Origin of the sequence: Paractinoplanes durhamensis (assembly GCF_016862175.1) — a bacterium.
Classification (GTDB): domain Bacteria; phylum Actinomycetota; class Actinomycetes; order Mycobacteriales; family Micromonosporaceae; genus Actinoplanes; species Actinoplanes durhamensis.
Map to the genome: position 1 here is coordinate 1 of NZ_BOML01000036.1, position 16,674 is coordinate 16,674.

A 16,674-nucleotide genomic window follows, 5' to 3' on the forward strand; every position below is an offset into this window, starting at 1 on the left:
CCGGGCGCGAGCAGGCCGGGCGCGAGCAGGCCGGGCGCGAGCAGGCCGGGCGCGAGCAGGCCGGGCGCGAGCAGGCCGGGCGCAAGCAGGCCGGTCAGTCAGTGCTGAACAGTACGGCGCAGTCGACGGCGCGCTTCCACTTTCGGTATTCGGTGGCGCGTCGTTCGTCGTTCATTGCTGGGAGCCAGCGGCCGGCCCGGTGCCGGTTGTTGCGTAGGTCCTGCAAATCGGACCAGTAGCCGACGGCAAGGCCTGCCGCGTATGCCGCGCCCAGCGAAACCGTCTCGGCCACCATCGGGCGGACCACCGGGACCTCGAGCACGTCGGCGACGATCTGCATCAGCATGTTGTCGGCGGTCATGCCGCCGTCCACGTTCAGGCCGGTCAGGGCCAGGCCGGAGTCGGCGTTCATCGCGTCCACCACCTCGCGGGTCTGCCAACCCGTTGCCTCCAGCACCGCGCGGGCCAGGTGGCCCTTGGTGATGTAGGAGGTCAGGCCGACGATCACGCCTCTCGCCTCGCTGCGCCAGTGCGGGGCGAACAGGCCGGAGAAAGCCGGCACGATGTAGCAGCCGCCGTTGTCGGTGACCGTTCCGGCCAGCGTCTCGATCTCGGAGGCGGTCGCGATCAGGCCGAGGCCGTCGCGGACCCACTGGACGAGCGAACCGGCGATGGCGATGGAACCCTCGAGCGCGTAGGCGACCGGCTCCGACCCGATCCGGTAACCGACGGTGGTGAGCAGGCCGTGGGTCGAGCGCACGGGGGTGGAACCGGTGTTCATGAGCAGGAAGCCGCCGGTGCCGTAGGTGCACTTGGCGTCGCCGGGCGCGAAGCAGGTCTGCCCGAAAAGTGCGGCCTGTTGATCGCCGATGGCGGCGGCGATCGGGACGCCCGGCAGCACGGCCTCGGCGGTCCCGTAGATCTCCGACGACGAACGGATCTCCGGCAGCATGGCTTGTGGGATCGTGCACACATCCAGAAGTGCGGGGTCCCAGGCAAGCTTCGTGAGGTCCATCAGCATGGTGCGGCTGGCGTTGGTGACGTCGGTGAGGTGGTGTCGCCGGCCGGTCAGGTTCCAGATCAGCCAGCTGTCCATCGTCCCGAACAGCACCTCGCCTTTCTCCGCCCGCGCGCGCAGCCCGGGCACGTTGTCGAGCAGCCACTTCACCTTGCCGGCCGAGAAGTAGGTGGCCGGCGGCAGCCCGGTCCGCTCCTGGACGAACGCGGCGTCCAGGGTCTCGACGAAGGCGGCGGTCCGGGTGTCCTGCCAGTTGATCGCCGGCGCCACCGGCACCCCGGTCTCCCGGTCCCACACCACCGCGGTCTCCCGCTGGTTGGCGATCCCGATCGCGGCCACCTGCGAGGATTCGATCCCGGCCTCGCGGATCGCCCGTTTGATCAGCCGCTGGGTGTCCCGCCAGATCCGGGCGGCGTCGTGCTCGACCCAGCCGGGCCGCGGATACGACTGCGGGTGCTCGGCCCGGGCCACCGCCACCACGGTCGCGCGCCGGTCGAAGAGAATGCACCGGGTGGACGTGGTGCCCTGATCGATGGCGAGGACGTAGCGCTCCCGGAGAGAAGAGGTCACGAGCGCGGCCCGGTCAGATCACGGGAAACGGCCCGCGCGGTCGCGCACACCTGCTCGACGAGCGCCGTCCGGGGCCGCAAGCGGCTGTCGCAGATCCGCTCGACCGGCCCGTAGACGCCGATCGCCCCGACCACGAGCCCGCCGTAGATCCGCATCGGCGCCGCGATCCCGGCCCGCCCCGGCTCCCATTCCTCCACCGCACAACCCCAGCCCTGAGCGCGGATCTCGGCGAGATCTCTGGCCAGCTCTCGCGGGGTGGTCACGGTCTTCCGGGTGTACGCGTCGAGCCCGCCCCGCCCCACCGCGTCGGCGGCCAGTACGTCGTACGCAAGAAGGACTTTGCCCATCGATGTCGCGTGCGCCGGAATGACAAGCCCGACGTCCATCGCCTGGGTGGTGTCGTCGGGCCGGAAGACGTGGTGGATCACCCGGACCCCGCTGGGGTCGAGGACCCCGATCCGGACCGCTTCGACGCTGCGGGCAGCCAGGGCATCCGCCCAGTCGAGGGCCCGCGAGCGCAGCTCGTTGACGTCCATCCCGGCGCCGCCGAGGTCGAGCAGCCCGCGCCCGAGCCGGTACCGGGTGGTGCGCGGGTCCTGTTCGACGAAGCCGACGTGTTCGAGGGTGCGCAGGATGCCGTGCGCGGTCGACTTGGGCAGCCCCAGCGCGTCGGCGATCTCCTTGACGCGCAGTCGGTCGGGACCGGCCGCGAGCAGCCGTAACACGGCCGACGACCGCTCGATGGACTGGATCATCCCGGGCACCGCGCGAGAGTAGCCCACTTATTGGCACTCGGACAACGTGCGACATTGTCGCACGCCCGGCGTTGACCGGACCTTCGGCCCTTCCTAGCGTTCCGGACGCGAGTTAAAGGGAGGCGATGTGGCGGACTACGTCGGGGCGATCGACCAGGGCACGACCAGTACGCGATTCATGATCTTCGACCGGGCCGGCCACGAGATCGGCCGGCACCAGATGGAGCACCGGCAGATCCTGCCCGGCGCCGGGATGGTCGAGCACGACGCGGAAGAGATCTGGGAGAACACCCTCAAGACGATCGACGTGGCCCTCGCCGACACCGGGCTGGGCGCGGCCGACCTGGCCGCCATCGGCATCACCAACCAGCGCGAGAGCGCGCTGATCTGGGACCGGGAGACCGGCCGGCCCTGCCACCACGTGATCGTCTGGCAGGACACCCGGACCGCTCAGATGATCCCGCGGCTGGACGCCGACCTGATCAGCGAGAAGACCGGCCTGCCGCCGGCCACCTACTTCTCCGCCACCAAGGTCACCTGGATGCTCGACAACGTCCCCGGCCTGCGCGAGCGCGCCGAGAAGGGCGAGGTGCTGTTCGGGACGATGGACAGCTGGCTGATCTGGAACCTGAGCGGCGGCCGGCACCTGACCGACGTCACCAACGCCAGCCGCACCATGCTGATGAACCTCACCACCCTCGACTGGGACGACGAGCTGCTGGCGCTGTTCCGGATCCCGCGGCCGATGCTGCCGGAGATCCGGTCGTCGGCCGAGATCTACGGCCACGCCGAGGCGGTCCTGCCGGGCGTGCCGATCGCCGCGGCGATCGGCGACCAGCAGGCCGCCCTGTTCGGGCAGACGTGTTTCGCGCCCGGCGAGGCCAAGTGCACCTACGGCACCGGCAACTTCGTCCTGCTCAATACGGGTACGACGCCGGTCCGCTCGACGCACGGCCTGCTCACCACGGTCGCCTACCGATTCGGCACCGGCGCACCGATCTACGCCCTGGAGGGCTCGGTCGCGGCCACCGGCTCGGCCGTGCAGTGGCTGCGCGACCAGCTCGGCGTGATCGACTCGGCCGGCGCGAGCGAGGAGCTGGCCGCGCAGGTCGACGACAGCGAGGGCGTCTGCTTCGTACCGGCGTTCTCCGGGCTGTTCGCGCCGTACTGGCGGCCGGACGCGCGGGCCGCCATCGTCGGGCTGTCCCGCTACCACACCGCGGCGCACATCACCCGGGCCGCGCTCGAGGCGATCTGCTACCAGACCCGCGACGTCATGGTCGCGATGGCCAAGGACTCCGGCACCGACCTCGACTGCCTGAAGGTGGACGGCGGGGTCACCTCGAACGCGCTCTGCATGCAGCTGCAGGCCGACATCCTCGGCGTGCCGGTGAGCCGGCCCGCGGTCGCCGAGACCACCGCGCTCGGCGCCGCCTACGCGGCCGGGCTGGCGGTCGGCTTCTGGACGTCGCAGGACGAGCTGCGCGCCAACTGGCGGGAGGACCGGCGCTGGCAGCCGTCCTGGTCCGACGAGCGGCGCACCGAAGGAACCACCCGCTGGCGAGCGGCCATCGACCGCACCCTCGACTGGGTCAGCGTCGGCTGACGAAAGGACGTCTCATGAACACCGGGGTTATCTCATCGTCGTCGCGCGCCGCCGCCCTTCTCGCCATGACCACCGACGAACTCGACGTGCTGGTGGTGGGCGGGGGCGTGGTCGGTGCGGGGGCGGCCCTCGACGCCGCCACCCGGGGGCTGAGTGTCGGCCTGGTCGAGGCCCGTGACTTCGCCAGCGGCACGTCGAGCCGGTCCAGCAAACTGATCCACGGTGGCCTGCGCTACCTGGAGATGCTCGACTTCGGCCTGGTCCGCGAGGCGTTGCGGGAGCGGGGCCTGCTGGTCCAGCGGCTCGCTCCGCACCTCGTACGCCCGGTGCCGTTTCTTTATCCCTTGCGGCATCGCGCCTGGGAGCGGCTGTACGCCGGGGCCGGCGTCGCCCTCTACGACACCCTGGCGCTCTCCGGCTGGGGGGCGGGCCTCCCCCGCCATCGGCACCTGTCGCGCACCGAGGCGCTGCGCGCGTTCCCGGCGCTGCGGCCGGAGTCGCTGGTCGGCGCGATCCGCTACTACGACGCCCAGGTCGACGACGCCCGGCACACGATGTTCCTGGTCCGCACGGCCGCCGCGTACGGCGCGCAGGTCGCCGCCCGTACCGAGGTCATCGGTTTTCTCCGGGAGGGCCGCCGGGTCGTCGGGGTCCGCGCCCGCGACGCCGAGACCGGCGCCGAGCTGGAGATCCGCGCCCGCACGGTGATCAACGCGACCGGGGTGTGGACGAGCGACATCCAGTCGCTGATGAAGGGCGAGCGCGGCCAGTTCAAGATCACCGCTTCGAAGGGCATCCACCTGGTCGTGCCGCGCGAGAAGATCGCCGGGCGGACCGGCATGATCCTGCGTACCCCCACCAGCGTGCTGTTCGTGATCCCGTGGGACCGGCACTGGATCATCGGCACCACCGACACCCCGTGGAACCTCGACAAGGCGCACCCGGCGGCGTCCGCGCACGACGTCGACTACCTGCTCGACGAGGTGAACAAGTCGCTGGCCACCCCGCTGACCAGGGACGACGTGCAGGGTGTCTACGCCGGGCTGCGGCCGCTGCTGTCGGCCGACGCCGCGATCACCGCGAAGCTGTCCCGCGAGCACGCCGTCGACACCCTCGCGCCCGGTCTGGTGCTGGTGGCCGGCGGTAAGTACACGACGTACCGGGTGATGGCCAAGGACGCCGTCGACGCCGCGGTCCGCGAACTGGACACGCGGGTGCCGGCCTCCTGCACCGAGCAGGTGCCGCTGCTCGGTGCGGAGGGCTACCGGGCCGCCTGGAACCGGCGCGCCCAGCTGGCCCGCCGGGCGGGGCTGCACGTGAGCCGCATCGAACACCTGCTCAAGCGGTACGGGACGCTGATCGACGAGGTCCTCGCCCTGATCGAGAGCGACCCGTCGCTGCGCGAGCCGCTCGACGGCGCCCCCGACTACCTGCGCGCCGAGGTGGTCTACGCGGCGAGCCACGAGGGCGCGCGGCACCTGGACGACGTGCTCACGAGGCGTACCCGGATCTCCATCGAGACCCCGGACCGCGGGGTGACCGCCGCCCGGAGCGCCGCCCAGCTGATCGCCGGACCGCTCGGCTGGTCCGCCGCCGACGTGGCCCGGGAGATCGGCAACTACGAGTCCCGGGTGGCGGCCGAGCGGGCCGCCCAGGAGCAGCCGGACGATCTGAGCGCGGACGCGACGCGACTGGCCGCAACGGTGTCCTAGAGATGTACGCCGAGGCGCAACAGCGGCAGGCCGAGATCCTCGCGGAGATCAACCGCACCGGCGGTGCCCGGATCACCGATCTGGGCACCCGCCTCGGCGTCTCCGGGGTGACCGCGCGGCGCGACGTCGAGGCGCTGGCCGAGCGGGGTCTCGTCGCGCGGGTGCGCGGCGGGGCGATGGCGCTGACTCCCGGCCCGGCCCTCGCCGCCGGGCCGGGTCAAGCCCGTCGCCGGGAGAAGGCGGCGATCGCCCGCACCGCCGCCGCCCTGGTGCGGCCGGCCGAGGCGATCGGCATCCTGGCCGGCAGCACCACCATGCTGCTGGCCCGGGAGCTGCTGGAGGTGCCCGGCCTGACCGTGGTGACCAACACGATCGGCATCGCCGACGCGTTCCACCACGACGGCCTGCCCGATCAGACGGTGGTGCTGCTCGGCGGGGTCCGCACCCGGTCGGGCGCGCTGGCCGGCCCGGTCGCCGAGCGGACCGCGGCCGGGCTCAACCTGGACGTGGTGTTCCTCAGCGTCTACGGCATGGCGGCCCGCTCCGGCTTCACCACGCCCGATCCGGCCGAGGCGCGCATCAGCGCCGCGCTGATCGCGACCGCCCGCCGGGTGGTGGTGCTGGCCGACCACGGCAAGTGGGGCGTGCACAGCGCCGCCGTGATCGCCCCGCTGGACGGCGCGGACGTGCTGGTCACCGACGCCGGCCTGAGCCAGCCGGGCCGCTCCGCACTGCGGCAGCGGGTCGGCCACCTGATCATCACCGAGGTGACGTGAAACCCGGTCTCAGGACATCACCGGGAACAGATCGGTCGAGGCCCGCCCGGTGGCGGCCTCGATGAAATCGATCGGCGAGGCGATCTGGGCGATCACCTCGGCCGTGTGCGCGAGTCCGGCTTCCGGCACGTCGGGGGTACGCCCCAGAGCGCGCTGGACGTCGAGCAGGTGCACGGTCGCCTCGACCACGCCGATGCTCACCGCCTCGGCCAGCGGCAGCACCGCCCGCCCGAAGTAGTCGACGGTGACCGGCCCGAGGTAGCGGGCGGCGGTGATCGCCTCCGGCCCGGTGCCGGCGAACTGCCCGACCAGCTGCTCGATGGTGTATTTCGCGGCGTCGTCGCGGGCCGCGGCGGCCACCTGGTCACGGGACGAGTTGGCGATGCCGCCCGGTTCGTTGAACTCGCGCAGCAGGTCGGCCGCCACCGGGTGGGTCGGTTTGTCGTCGGTGACCCGGCCGACGAGCATCGAGAAGCCGAACGGCCAGCCGGCCGCATGTGCCCACAGCGCACGCACGTCCCAGCCGTCGAGGCGGGTGTCGCAGTGCCATTCCGCGTCGGTGAGGTTCGCCCCGATGGCGGCCCAGACCGACCACAGCTCATCCAGCGCCGCGAGGCGATCGTCGAGCGTCATCGCGCGACTGTACCGGGGAATGGGCCCCGGCGAATCCCCCATCAGCGGCGGCGCTGCCACCAGCGGCGCTTCGGGGGTTCCGGCTCGTCCGGCGGCGGCTCGTCGGCGCGGGTCAGGACCGCCGTGGCCAGGGTGCGGTCGCCGGGCGTACACCCCGGGGTGATCAGCATCAGCTGGGCGAGGGATTCCTCGATGGTGACCACCCGCGGCGCCGCCATCGCGGCGTCCAGCCGGGCCCGCACCAGATCGTGCACCTCGGCCCGCCGCCCCGGCTCCCGGTAGGCGGTGGTGACCAGGGCGAACAGGGCCGCGTCGGAAACCCAGTCCTCGGCGCCGAAGGCCAGGTCGGCGAGCGCCTCGCGGCCCTCGTCGCCGTGCCGGAGCAGGGCCAGGCACACCCACGGCTGCATCAGCCGGAACCAGTAGGTCGGGGTGGTCGTGGCCAGGTGCGCCCAGCGCGGCGTGTCCGGCGCCTGCGGCAGGTGGGCGAGCAGCCCCAGCAGGTCGTCGATCGGCAGCTTGCCGAGCGGCTCGGCCTGCAGGAAGCCGGAGAGCGGGGACGGCCACGGCTCGCCGGCCACCTCGTGCAGCACCCGGACCGCCTCGGCGGACGGCGCCGCGACCACCGGCACCGGATGGACCCCGTCGTAGCGCCACGCACGGTAACGGACCGGGCGCACCGCGACCCGGATGTCCGGCGACGGGAACTCCTCGATCGCGACGTCGACCGGGCCGACGACACGCCGGCAGGCGACGGTGGCGCTGGGCGGTTCGGCCGCCGAGACGGCCAGGCCGGTGAGGGTGAGCTCCTCCCCCTCGGCGCGCCGCCGGCCGACCTCGTTGGCCACGTTGCAGAGGGCCTCGGTCGGCATCGGCACCCAGTTCAACCAGGGCCGCTGCGAGCAGGCCATCGCGAACAGCATCTCGGTCGTGCCGCACGGGTGCTGGTCGTCCAGCACGGCGACCAGGGCGGCGATGTCACCGCTCTCCCGGAACCGCACCGCGTGCCGGGCGGCGTCGCGGTGCGGAAAGCCGGAGTCGTCGGCCAGGCTCCGCAGTTCGGCATCCGGGTCTGACGAAAACATGGCGCGGAGCCTACAACGATGCCTGGCCGACGACGGAGCGCTATCGGATGCCGAGAACGACCGCGCCGGTGTAGGTGCCCCCGGCCGTCGGCACGGCGGGAACGCCATCAACCGTCACGACCAGGTGTTTGCCGCGCGGCGCGGTGATTGCCGAGCCGGCTCCCAGGGTCAATTTCGTGAGGTACGACGTCCCGGTGACGGTCCAGTCGGCGCCGCCGGTCAGCGACACGATGACCCCGTTGTTGACCGCCGCACCCGGCGTGTTGGTGACGACACCCAGCTCCTGGTAGTTCGCCGAGGTGATGGTGGTGACCCGGTGCCGGGAGGTGGCCGAGGTGACCGCACCGGCCAGGCTGCCGCCGTCGAGGTTGAGCACCAGGTTCTTGCCGTTGCCGGCGCTGCCCCGGATCGCGTTGTAGAAGTCACCCTTGAGCGCGATGTCGGTGAACGTGGCGACCGCATCGGTGCCGTGCGCCGCGGCCACGTCGAACGTCGCGGCCTTGGCCGGCACGCCGGTGGGCTCGGTGTAGACGCCGCTGTTGACCAGTTTGCCGTCGACCATCTGCGGCCCCGGGTCATCGTCCTCGATCATTTGCAGGAGTACGCCGTCGGCCGGGTTGAGCTTCGCGCCCTGCGACCCGTCGACGGTGATGCCGACCTGCTGGCCCTTGTCGAGGAAGGTGGCCCGCTTGGTGTTGATCACGGTGCCGCCGCTGACGTCCACGGTCCCGGCGCCGTGCCACATGATGCCCCACTTGCCGGAGTCGATGGTCGTCCGCCGCGGCGCCAGCCCGGCCAGCTCCGACGCGCTCAGGCCGAGGGCGAGTGACGAGTTGACCGACGAGACGGCCGCCGTGGAGCTGTCGCCGTAATAGAGCGACCCGCCCCGGTTGATCGCGGCGTAGGTGGCGACGTCCAGGTCCGACCCGAGGAACCGCTCGGTCGCGTTGCCGATGGCGTACGAGCCGTAGCCGTCCTTGCCGGTGATCCGGACCGAGCTGTTGATCGACGCGAGCTGGGTGTTCTGCCCGTTGTCGGTGGACAGCACGCCCCACCCTTGCGACGAGATCGCCGAGTTGACGTAGGCGGCCCTGGTCCCGTTACCGAGCAGGTTGGTGGCCCGGGCGTTGCCGGAGAGCCCGAGCATCCACGGCACGTCCTCCATCAGCGAGGTGTCGACGGTGGACACGTAGTCGGCGGGCAGCACCCCGTCGGCGGTGTGGATGCGGGAGTTCTTGACCACCACGGTGCTGCCGCCGTCGGCCACGACGCCGGTGCGCACCGCCCCCTGGTTGTCGATCACCGCGCCGTCGACGGTGAGACGGGCCCCGGAGTTGGCGACGACCGCCGCCCCGTACCCCACGAAGTCGTTCCGGCCGTTGCCCTTGAGACTGATCCGCGGGTTCTTCAGCGTGTAGGTCGCGCCGTCGACGTAGACGCCGTTGAAGGCCTCGCCGGTGGAGACGATGCGACCGCCGGGCAGGAGGGCGGCCCGCACCGACCTGGCCTCGACGACCCCGGTGGGCCCGACGAACAGTGCCTGCCGGAACGGGAAGGTCAGCCCGCCGAACGACACGTCGTGCGCCTCGGTGACCGAGACGACCACGTCGCCGCGGTAGGTGCCGGGCACGATCGCGGTGGTGGTGCCGCCGGTGGCGGTGAGCTTCGAGCCCTGCTCGACGCCGTTGACGGTCAACGTGAGGACGTCGCCGGCGGGCGCGGCGATCGTCCCGCCGGCCGCGAGGGTCAGCGCGGAGAGGCGGGTGGTGGACGCGACCACCCAGGTCTCGCCGGCGCCGACGGTCCTGCGGGTGGAATCGGCGACGGCCGGGCCGGCCGTGGTGAGGACCAGGGGTATGGCGAGGGCGAAGGCCAGGACGGCAGTGCGCTGCTTGAATGACATGAACGCTCCCTTGCGTGGCTGCAGGCAGCTAAACAAGGGCACGTAACACGGCGGAAATACGCCGTTGGCATACCAGGGATGCGCCGCGCCGATGGTTACCCGAGTTCGGCCGCCACCTCGCGCAGCAGCGACCGCAGCCAGGCGTGCGCCGGATCGTCCTGCCGGGCCGAGTGCCACCACGCGGCCTCGGTCATCTCGGTCGGCGGGAACGGCGGCTCCACCACGAGCAGATCGGGCCCGGCGAACCGGCGGGCGATCCGCTCCGGCACCACCGCGACCGCGTCGGTGCCGGGCACCGCGAACAGCAGCGGCAGGAACCCGTGCACCCGGATGCTGACCCGCCGCTCGATCCCCAGCTCGGCGACGGCCCGGTCGGCCGGGGTCGGGATGCCGCCGCGGAAGACCGCGACGGCGTGCGGCATCCGGCGAAAAGCGCCGAGACTCAGAAACCCTCCCAGAAGGTACGGGTTGGTGGCGTCGGCCACGCACACCAGACGGTCCCGGAACAACTCGAGATGCCGGCCGGCGAATCCGTAGCCCGGCGGCCCGATCAGCAGGTCCTGTCGCAACAGTGCCCGCTCCGAGCCGAGCAGGTCGTCGGCGAGCTCGGTGAACGCGAGCCGCACCCCGGGCGCGACCGCCTTGACCCGCCGCCGCACCGGCTCGTGCAGCACGGCCAGGGCGTAGTCGCTGAGCGTGACGGTGAACGACCGGGTGCTGGTGGCCGGGTCGAACCCGTCGTTGACCCGCATCGCGTCGCCGAGCAGCCGCACCGACGCGCGCACCTGCGGCAGCAGCGACCGGGCGAACGGGGTCAGCTCGAAATCCCGGCCCACCCGCACGAGCAGCTCGTCGCCGAAGTGCCGCCGTAGCCGGGCCAGCGCCGCGCTCATCGCCGGCTGGCCCATGTCGACGCGCTCGCCGGCCCGGGTGACGTTCTCCTCCTCGAGCAGGGCGCGCAGGGCGACCAGCAGGTTGAGGTCGACCGCGCCGAGAGCCACGACTTAGTGTGTCCCATGCGCCTCACCGGGACGAGTGTCGATCTCAACCTGGCCGTGGCGCTGGCCGCCCTCCTTGAGGAGCGCAACGTGACCCGGGCCGGCGAGCGGGTCAACATGAGCCAGCCCGCGATGAGCGCGGCGCTGGCCCGGTTGCGCGGTCACTTCGGCGACGAGTTGCTGCACCGCACCGGCCGCGGCTACGACCTGACGCCGCTCGGCGCCGAGCTGCTCCCGGCCGTCCGCCAGGCTCTGGCCGCCGCCGAGGTGGCCCTCGGCCATCGCACCGACTTCGACCCGGCCACCAGCTCCCGGCACTTCACCGTGGCCCTCTCCGACTACGCGGTCACCGTCCTCGCCGAACCGCTGCTGGGCGCCCTGGCCGCGGTGGCGCCGCGGGTGGTGGTCGACCTGGAACCGTTGCCGCCGGCCGGCAGCGACCTGCCCAGCCATCTCGCCCGCTGCGACCTGATGGTGGGCCCGCTCGGCTACGGCCTGCCCGGGCGGCGCACGGTGGTGTTCCGCGACCACTTCGTCTGCATCGTCGCGGCCGGGCATCCGCGGCTGCGCGACGGCCGGCTCACCCTGGCCGACCTGGGCGAGATGAGCCACGCGGCGCTGGGCAGCGGCGGCATGGACGGCACCCCGGCCGACCGGCTGCTGACCGAGCTGGGCGTGCGCCGGCACGTCGAGGTGACCGTGCAGGCGCTGCTGCCGCTGCCGGTCGCGGTGGCCGGCACCGACCTGTGCGCGTTCGTGCCGCACCGGCTGGCGCAGCGCTGCCGCGACCAGCTCGGCCTGGCGATCGCCGAGGTGCCGTTCCCGCCGCCGGAACTCATCGAGGCCGCGCACTGGCATCCGGCCCGCGCCGACGACCCGGCCCTGACCTGGTTACGCGATCTGATCGTGAGTCTTAGGGGGACTGATGCGCGCCGTTCTCGCTGATCTGTCCGTGCCGCGCTACCTGCTCAGCGCGGTGCCGGCCACCCGCCGGGCGGCGCGGATGCTGTCGCTGCGCGACGACGTGCCGGAGCCGGCGCTGCCGGACGCGCCCGGCTGGCTGCTGCTGCGGCCGGAGCTGGCCGGCATCTGCGGCAGCGACGTCGCGGTCGCGCGGGCCAGGTCGTCGGTGGTGCTGAGCGCGTTCTACGCGGCCCGCCGGCAGATCCTCGGGCACGAGATCGTCGCGGTCGACGACGCGACCGGGGACCGTTTCGCGCTGGATCCGGTGATCTCCTGCGTGCACCGCGGGTTCGACCCGTGCCGGTCGTGCCGCGACGGTCACCCGTACGTCTGCGAACGCTTCGACCAGCCGGGCGTGACCGGCTGCCAGTCACCGACGCAGGGTTTCGACGCCGCGCTCGGCGGCGGCTGGGGCGAGTACGTCGTCGCCCACCGCTCCCAGCTGCACCCGGTCGGCGCGACCCCGTCCCGGCGGGCGGTGCTGGCCGAACCGGCGTCGATCGCGCTGCACGCGGCCCTGCGCTGGCGCCGCACCGGCGACCGGGCCGTGGTCATCGGGCCGGGCACGATCGGGCTGCTCACCGTGGCCGCGCTCCGCCGGCTGCACCCGGGCCTGGACATCACCGTGATCGGGCCGGGCGCCCAGCGGGAGAGCACCGGCGCCGACCGGGCCCTCGACTCCGGCCCGCACGTCGTCGAGCAACTGGCCGAGCTGCACGGCGGCCGGGTGATCCGCCCGCGGCTGACCAGGACCCCGATCCTGGAGCAGGGAGTGGACGTGGTCTTCGACTGCGTGGGTTATCCACAGACCATCGATGTGGCACTTCATCTGCTGCGGCCGACCGGCATGATGGTCCTCGTCGGCGGCGCGGGGAGACAGCGAGTCGACTGGTCACTCGTGTGGAACAGGCAGCTCACCGTGCAGGGAACGGTCAACTCGGGCCCGGAGGAGTCGCTGGGCGGGCGCACCACGATGGCGCAGATCGTGGAGTGGCTGGCCGATCCGGCCTACCCGGTGGACGGGGTGGTCACCCACACCTTCGGGTTGCCGGAGTGGCGGACGGGTCTGGACACGGCGGCGGCCGGGCCGCGGGCCGGCGCGGTCAAGGTGGCGTTGCGGCCCAACCCGGACCTACCACTGGTGGCCTGACCACACTGGATGACGACGGCAAGCTGATCGGTTCCTGACAAGCGGCCGCGAGCATCGGCGGCCATGCGACGAAGACTTCTTCTGATCCCGGCCGCGGCTCTGCTCGCCGTGGTCCCGCTGAACGCCTACGCCGGGGAGACGGCCGGGCCCGCCCTCAAGGTGGTGACCGGTGGCGGGGTGTTCCTGGCCAACATCGACGACGACACGGGCCGGTGCGCCGCATCGGCCCGAAAGATCACCACGGCCGCGGTGGCCGGAGAGGACGTGAGCGACCAGAAGTTCCACCAGATCGACGAGCCGACCCTGGCCCAGCGGCAGGCCCACCGCGCCGAGCAGAATCTTGCCGACCGGCAGATGGCGGCCTGCAACGACGCCGCCGACGAGGTGGTCGACGGCGCGGCCGACGAGCAGGACCTGGCCCGGCTGACCGCGTCCTGGCCCGGCGTGCCGGCCGGTGCCACCGCGAAGCTGATCACCAGCGGCAACGTGCGGCTGTTCGTGAAGCGCGCGCGGTGGCAGGTGGCGACCACGCTGTCCGCGGCCGAGCTGCGCAACGGCGTCCAGCTGGGTCTGGAGGGCCGGGACGTGGTGCGGGACCGGGCGGTCTGGGACGGCTCCGCGTCGGTCACCCTGCGGGTGACGGCCGGTGACAGGACCAGAGTTGCTGAGGTACGCCTGCACGCGGCGCCCGTGCGCACCCAGCTCAACACCCAGCGGCTCGAACGGGTGCTGACCGCGGCCACCGACGACGCCGTCGGCCGGGCCTGGCGGGACGCGACCGCCGCGGTGCTGCCGGCCGGGGTGCCGTTGTCGCGGTTCGACACCGCCGTCGGCGACGACTGGGTGCAGGACTTCTTCGAGCCCGGCTACCAGGTGATGGCCGGGCATGCCATGCGAGTGCTGGTGCTCTCGGCCAACCAGGCGCACCGGCAGTCGGCCCGGATCGCGTTCACCGACCTGCGCGGGCGCGACGTCGGGGTGGTGCATCTCGCGGCGGTGCCGGTCGACGGGATCGACGACAACAACACGTACGACTCGATGGGCAACGTGGAGACGGTGCCGGACGGCCGGATCGTGGTCGGCGGAACGCCGTCACCGGAGCTGCTGACGTTCTTCCGGTCGCAGGGCGCGCAGCCGGTGATCACGGTGGACACGTCCTGGCTCTCGGTCGGCCACGTCGACGAGTTCATCCAGTTCGTCCCGGTCGCCGCCGGCTCTCCCGGCAGCTCTCCGGGCGGCTCCCCCGGCGGCTCCCCCGGCGGCACTTCCGGCGGCACGTCCGGCAGTTCCGGCGGCGGCTCTTCCGGCGACTGGAAGGCGATCGTGGCTGATCCGATGGCGGGGCTCGGCATGCTCAAGGGCCTGCCCGCGTCGGCGCCGATGCACCCCGGCCTGCCCGAGCTCGATGGCGCCGACATCCTTGTCGACCAGCGCACGGTCGGTGAGTTCCGGGCCGATGAGCAGTTCGTCGACACCAACCGGCAGGCCGCCGCGAAGATCGACGCCGCGCTCGCCGTGCTGGGTCTGCCCGCCTCGCGCATCGTCCGGGTTCCGATGCTCTACACCGCCCGCGGGATGGACTACGTCCTCGTCGTCGGCGAGATCGACGAGATGCCGCCCGGCCCGGACAAGGACGCGGAGCTGGCCGGGCTGGCCGCCCGCCGCAAGGCCAGTGCGGAGACCCCGAACCCGATCAACGGCCTGCTGGCCGGAGGCAACCGGTATGTGGCGCCGAAACCGTTCGGGCCGCGGGCCGGCGGGCGGGACATCTTCGCCTCGGCCACCACCGCGGCGCTGGGCGGGCTCGGCTACCGGGTCACCTTCGTCGACGATCTGACCTCGGAACACGTGTCCGAGGGCGAAATCCACTGCGCGACCAACACGTTCCGCGCGATACCCTGACGGTCATCGTTCAGTAATTGGCACAGGTCTGTCCTGCCGACCGCACAGGAGCGAGGCGAGGTCCGGGTGTCGCCCGGATGCACCGGCATTGCCCGGATCTGGGTGATTCCGGCATGCGTCCGGCCGGCGGCTGGGCCACGCCGCGGCCCGCGTGATCGACAGGACAGACCCGTCAAGGGGGGTGGGGCGCGAATGATCACCGGTATCGCGCAGGCGGAAGCCTGGCGGCGGCGGGTTCTGCCGCCGGTCGAGGAACCCCGCCCGGGCGTCTGGTCGATCCCGGTGCCCATCCCGCACAACCCGATGCGCTACACGCTCAGCTACGCCATCCCCGACGACGACGGCCTGGTCGTCGTCGACCCGGGCTGGGACAGCGGCGAGGCCCGGGCGGCACTGACCGCCGGGCTCGCCGCGGCCGGCGCGAACCTCGCCGACGTGACCGGCATCGTGGTCACCCACGTGCACCCCGACCACCACGGGATGACCGGCTGGCTGCGCGGCGAGTCCGGCGCCTGGATCGGCATGCATCCGGCCGAGGCGGCCACCCTGCCGACCCGGGCCTGGCGTGGCCGGCATCCGGGCATCGATCCGGACTGGTTGCGCTTCCAGGGCGTACCCCCGGAAGAAGTTGATCTTTTGGGGGTGCGCCCTGATCGGCTGGCCGCGCTGCTGGAGATGCCCGAGCCCGATCGGGAGATCAACGACGGTGACCTGTTGCCGCTGGCCGGGCGGCGAGTCCGGGCGGTGTGGACGCCCGGGCACACGCCGGGTCACCTGTGCCTGCACGACGCCGAGGCCGGGGTTCTGCTGACCGGCGACCATCTGCTGCCGCGGATCAGCCCGAACGTTGCCGTGCTGCCGACCTCGGAGGGTGACCCGCTCGGCGACTACCTGGCGTCGCTGTCCCGGACGGCCGGCTTCGGCGCGGAGGAGGCGTTGCCGGCCCATGAGTACCGGTTTCGCGGCATCGACGCGCGGGTCCGGGAGCTGGTCGAGCACCACGAGGCGCGGGAGGCGGAGATCCTGCGGGCGGTCGAGTCGCTCGACGAGCCGACCGGCTGGGCGGTGGCCGCGTGCCTGACCTGGTCGCGGGGCTGGGACGCGCTGCACGGCATGCTGCGCCGGATGGCGCTCGCCGAAACCCTCGCCCACCTGCACCATCTCGCCGCCACCGGCACCCTCAAGTGCCTGCCCGGCACTCCCGGCGTATGGCAAAAAGTATGATTTGAGGATCGGTCACCGCGATCGAGGAGATCTCCGACGTGATCGCCCGGATCAGCGACTTCCAGACGACGATCGCCTCGGCCGTCGAGGAACAGACCGCCACCACCGCCGAGATGAGCCGCAGCGTCAACGAGGCCGCCGCCGGCACGAACGAGATCGCCCAGAAGATCACCGGCGTGGCCCAGGCCGCCCAGGACACCAGCCAGGGCGTGGCCGACACCCAGGAGGCGTCGAGCGAGCTGGCCCGCATGTCCGGCGACCTGAGCACCCTGGTCGCCCGCTTCCGCTTCTGACCAGCCCCCGCTTCCACTGCCGCCAGGCCTCGCTTTCCCACCAGCCCTCGGCTTCCACCTCCGCCGGCCGCGCTTTCGCATCCCGC

At 72.4% G+C, this 16,674-nt stretch carries 13 protein-coding genes and 1 pseudogene; 8 read left to right on the top strand and 6 right to left on the bottom strand.

Features of this window, described 5'->3' with window-relative positions; genetic code table 11:
* Positions 1-94: 94 nt before the first annotated feature.
* Together glpK (Adu01nite_RS22100) and Adu01nite_RS22105 are read right to left on the bottom strand one after the other, a co-directional pair.
* Entirely contained in the window at positions 95-1,588 is a 1,494-nt protein-coding gene (gene glpK, locus Adu01nite_RS22100) for a glycerol kinase GlpK (protein WP_203728836.1), read from the bottom strand.
* Entirely contained in the window at positions 1,585-2,352 is a 768-nt protein-coding gene (locus Adu01nite_RS22105; RefSeq protein ID WP_203728837.1) for an IclR family transcriptional regulator, read from the bottom strand. The genes glpK (Adu01nite_RS22100) and Adu01nite_RS22105 overlap by 4 nt, the downstream gene beginning before the upstream one ends.
* A 118-nt stretch (positions 2,353-2,470) precedes the next feature.
* Here Adu01nite_RS22105 and glpK (Adu01nite_RS22110) point away from each other — a divergent pair, with 118 nt between their 5' ends.
* The 3 genes from glpK (Adu01nite_RS22110) to Adu01nite_RS22120 are packed head-to-tail and all read left to right on the top strand — an operon-like array spanning position 2,471 to position 6,437.
* Positions 2,471-3,949: a glycerol kinase GlpK gene (gene glpK, locus Adu01nite_RS22110; protein WP_203728838.1), complete on the top strand. Its 1,479-nt coding sequence runs from the start codon at positions 2,471-2,473 to the stop codon at positions 3,947-3,949.
* A 14-nt stretch (positions 3,950-3,963) separates the two neighbouring features.
* Complete coding sequence (locus Adu01nite_RS22115) at positions 3,964-5,661, top strand: glycerol-3-phosphate dehydrogenase/oxidase (RefSeq protein ID WP_203728839.1); 1,698 nt, start codon at positions 3,964-3,966, stop codon at positions 5,659-5,661.
* Positions 5,662-5,663: 2 nt separating this feature from the next.
* Entirely contained in the window at positions 5,664-6,437 is a 774-nt protein-coding gene (locus Adu01nite_RS22120) for a DeoR/GlpR family DNA-binding transcription regulator (RefSeq protein WP_203728840.1), read from the top strand.
* Between the two features lie 9 nt (positions 6,438-6,446).
* Here Adu01nite_RS22120 and Adu01nite_RS22125 read toward each other — a convergent pair whose 3' ends face one another.
* From Adu01nite_RS22125 to Adu01nite_RS22140, 4 genes are all read right to left on the bottom strand, one after another.
* Entirely contained in the window at positions 6,447-7,070 is a 624-nt protein-coding gene (locus Adu01nite_RS22125) for a maleylpyruvate isomerase N-terminal domain-containing protein (protein ID WP_203728841.1), read from the bottom strand.
* A gap of 41 nt (positions 7,071-7,111) precedes the next feature.
* On the bottom strand, positions 7,112-8,155 hold the full coding sequence (locus tag Adu01nite_RS22130) for a hypothetical protein (RefSeq protein WP_203728842.1): 1,044 nt from the start codon (positions 8,153-8,155) through the stop codon (positions 7,112-7,114).
* Positions 8,156-8,195: 40 nt separating this feature from the next.
* Entirely contained in the window at positions 8,196-10,058 is a 1,863-nt protein-coding gene (locus tag Adu01nite_RS22135; protein WP_203728843.1) for an autotransporter outer membrane beta-barrel domain-containing protein, read from the bottom strand.
* A gap of 95 nt (positions 10,059-10,153) precedes the next feature.
* Positions 10,154-11,059, bottom strand: a complete 906-nt coding sequence (locus Adu01nite_RS22140; RefSeq protein ID WP_203728844.1) for a LysR family transcriptional regulator — start codon at positions 11,057-11,059, stop codon at positions 10,154-10,156.
* A gap of 15 nt (positions 11,060-11,074) precedes the next feature.
* Here Adu01nite_RS22140 and Adu01nite_RS22145 point away from each other — a divergent pair, with 15 nt between their 5' ends.
* From Adu01nite_RS22145 to Adu01nite_RS22165, 5 genes and pseudogenes are all read left to right on the top strand, one after another.
* The gene (locus Adu01nite_RS22145; RefSeq protein WP_203728845.1) at positions 11,075-12,001 is read left to right on the top strand and encodes a LysR family transcriptional regulator; all 927 of its coding nucleotides are present in this window, start codon (positions 11,075-11,077) and stop codon (positions 11,999-12,001) included.
* Positions 11,982-13,169 (top strand): zinc-dependent alcohol dehydrogenase, encoded by a 1,188-nt coding sequence (locus tag Adu01nite_RS22150; protein ID WP_203728846.1) that lies wholly within the window; start codon positions 11,982-11,984, stop codon positions 13,167-13,169. The genes Adu01nite_RS22145 and Adu01nite_RS22150 overlap by 20 nt, the downstream gene beginning before the upstream one ends.
* Positions 13,170-13,232: 63 nt before the next feature.
* Complete coding sequence (locus Adu01nite_RS22155) at positions 13,233-15,071, top strand: protein-arginine deiminase family protein (protein ID WP_203728847.1); 1,839 nt, start codon at positions 13,233-13,235, stop codon at positions 15,069-15,071.
* A gap of 192 nt (positions 15,072-15,263) precedes the next feature.
* Positions 15,264-16,295, top strand: a complete 1,032-nt coding sequence (locus Adu01nite_RS22160; protein WP_203728848.1) for an MBL fold metallo-hydrolase — start codon at positions 15,264-15,266, stop codon at positions 16,293-16,295.
* Positions 16,296-16,300: 5 nt separating this feature from the next.
* Positions 16,301-16,588: pseudogene (locus Adu01nite_RS22165) on the top strand (methyl-accepting chemotaxis protein); the annotation flags it as partial.
* Between the last annotated feature and the right edge of the window lie 86 nt (positions 16,589-16,674).

Excerpts from the sequence above, each read along its gene's own strand:
- Adu01nite_RS22130 (WP_203728842.1), bottom strand. The coding sequence starts at position 8,155 with ATGTTTTCGTCAGACCCGGATGCCGAACTGCGGAGCCTGGCCGACGAC.
- Adu01nite_RS22120 (WP_203728840.1), top strand. The coding sequence starts at position 5,664 with ATGTACGCCGAGGCGCAACAGCGGCAGGCCGAGATCCTCGCGGAGATC.
- Adu01nite_RS22150 (WP_203728846.1), top strand. The coding sequence starts at position 11,982 with ATGCGCGCCGTTCTCGCTGATCTGTCCGTGCCGCGCTACCTGCTCAGC.
- Adu01nite_RS22135 (WP_203728843.1), bottom strand. The coding sequence starts at position 10,058 with ATGTCATTCAAGCAGCGCACTGCCGTCCTGGCCTTCGCCCTCGCCATA.
- Adu01nite_RS22155 (WP_203728847.1), top strand. The coding sequence starts at position 13,233 with ATGCGACGAAGACTTCTTCTGATCCCGGCCGCGGCTCTGCTCGCCGTG.
- Adu01nite_RS22160 (WP_203728848.1), top strand. The coding sequence starts at position 15,264 with ATGATCACCGGTATCGCGCAGGCGGAAGCCTGGCGGCGGCGGGTTCTG.
- Adu01nite_RS22125 (WP_203728841.1), bottom strand. The coding sequence starts at position 7,070 with ATGACGCTCGACGATCGCCTCGCGGCGCTGGATGAGCTGTGGTCGGTC.
- Adu01nite_RS22145 (WP_203728845.1), top strand. The coding sequence starts at position 11,075 with ATGCGCCTCACCGGGACGAGTGTCGATCTCAACCTGGCCGTGGCGCTG.
- Adu01nite_RS22115 (WP_203728839.1), top strand. The coding sequence starts at position 3,964 with ATGAACACCGGGGTTATCTCATCGTCGTCGCGCGCCGCCGCCCTTCTC.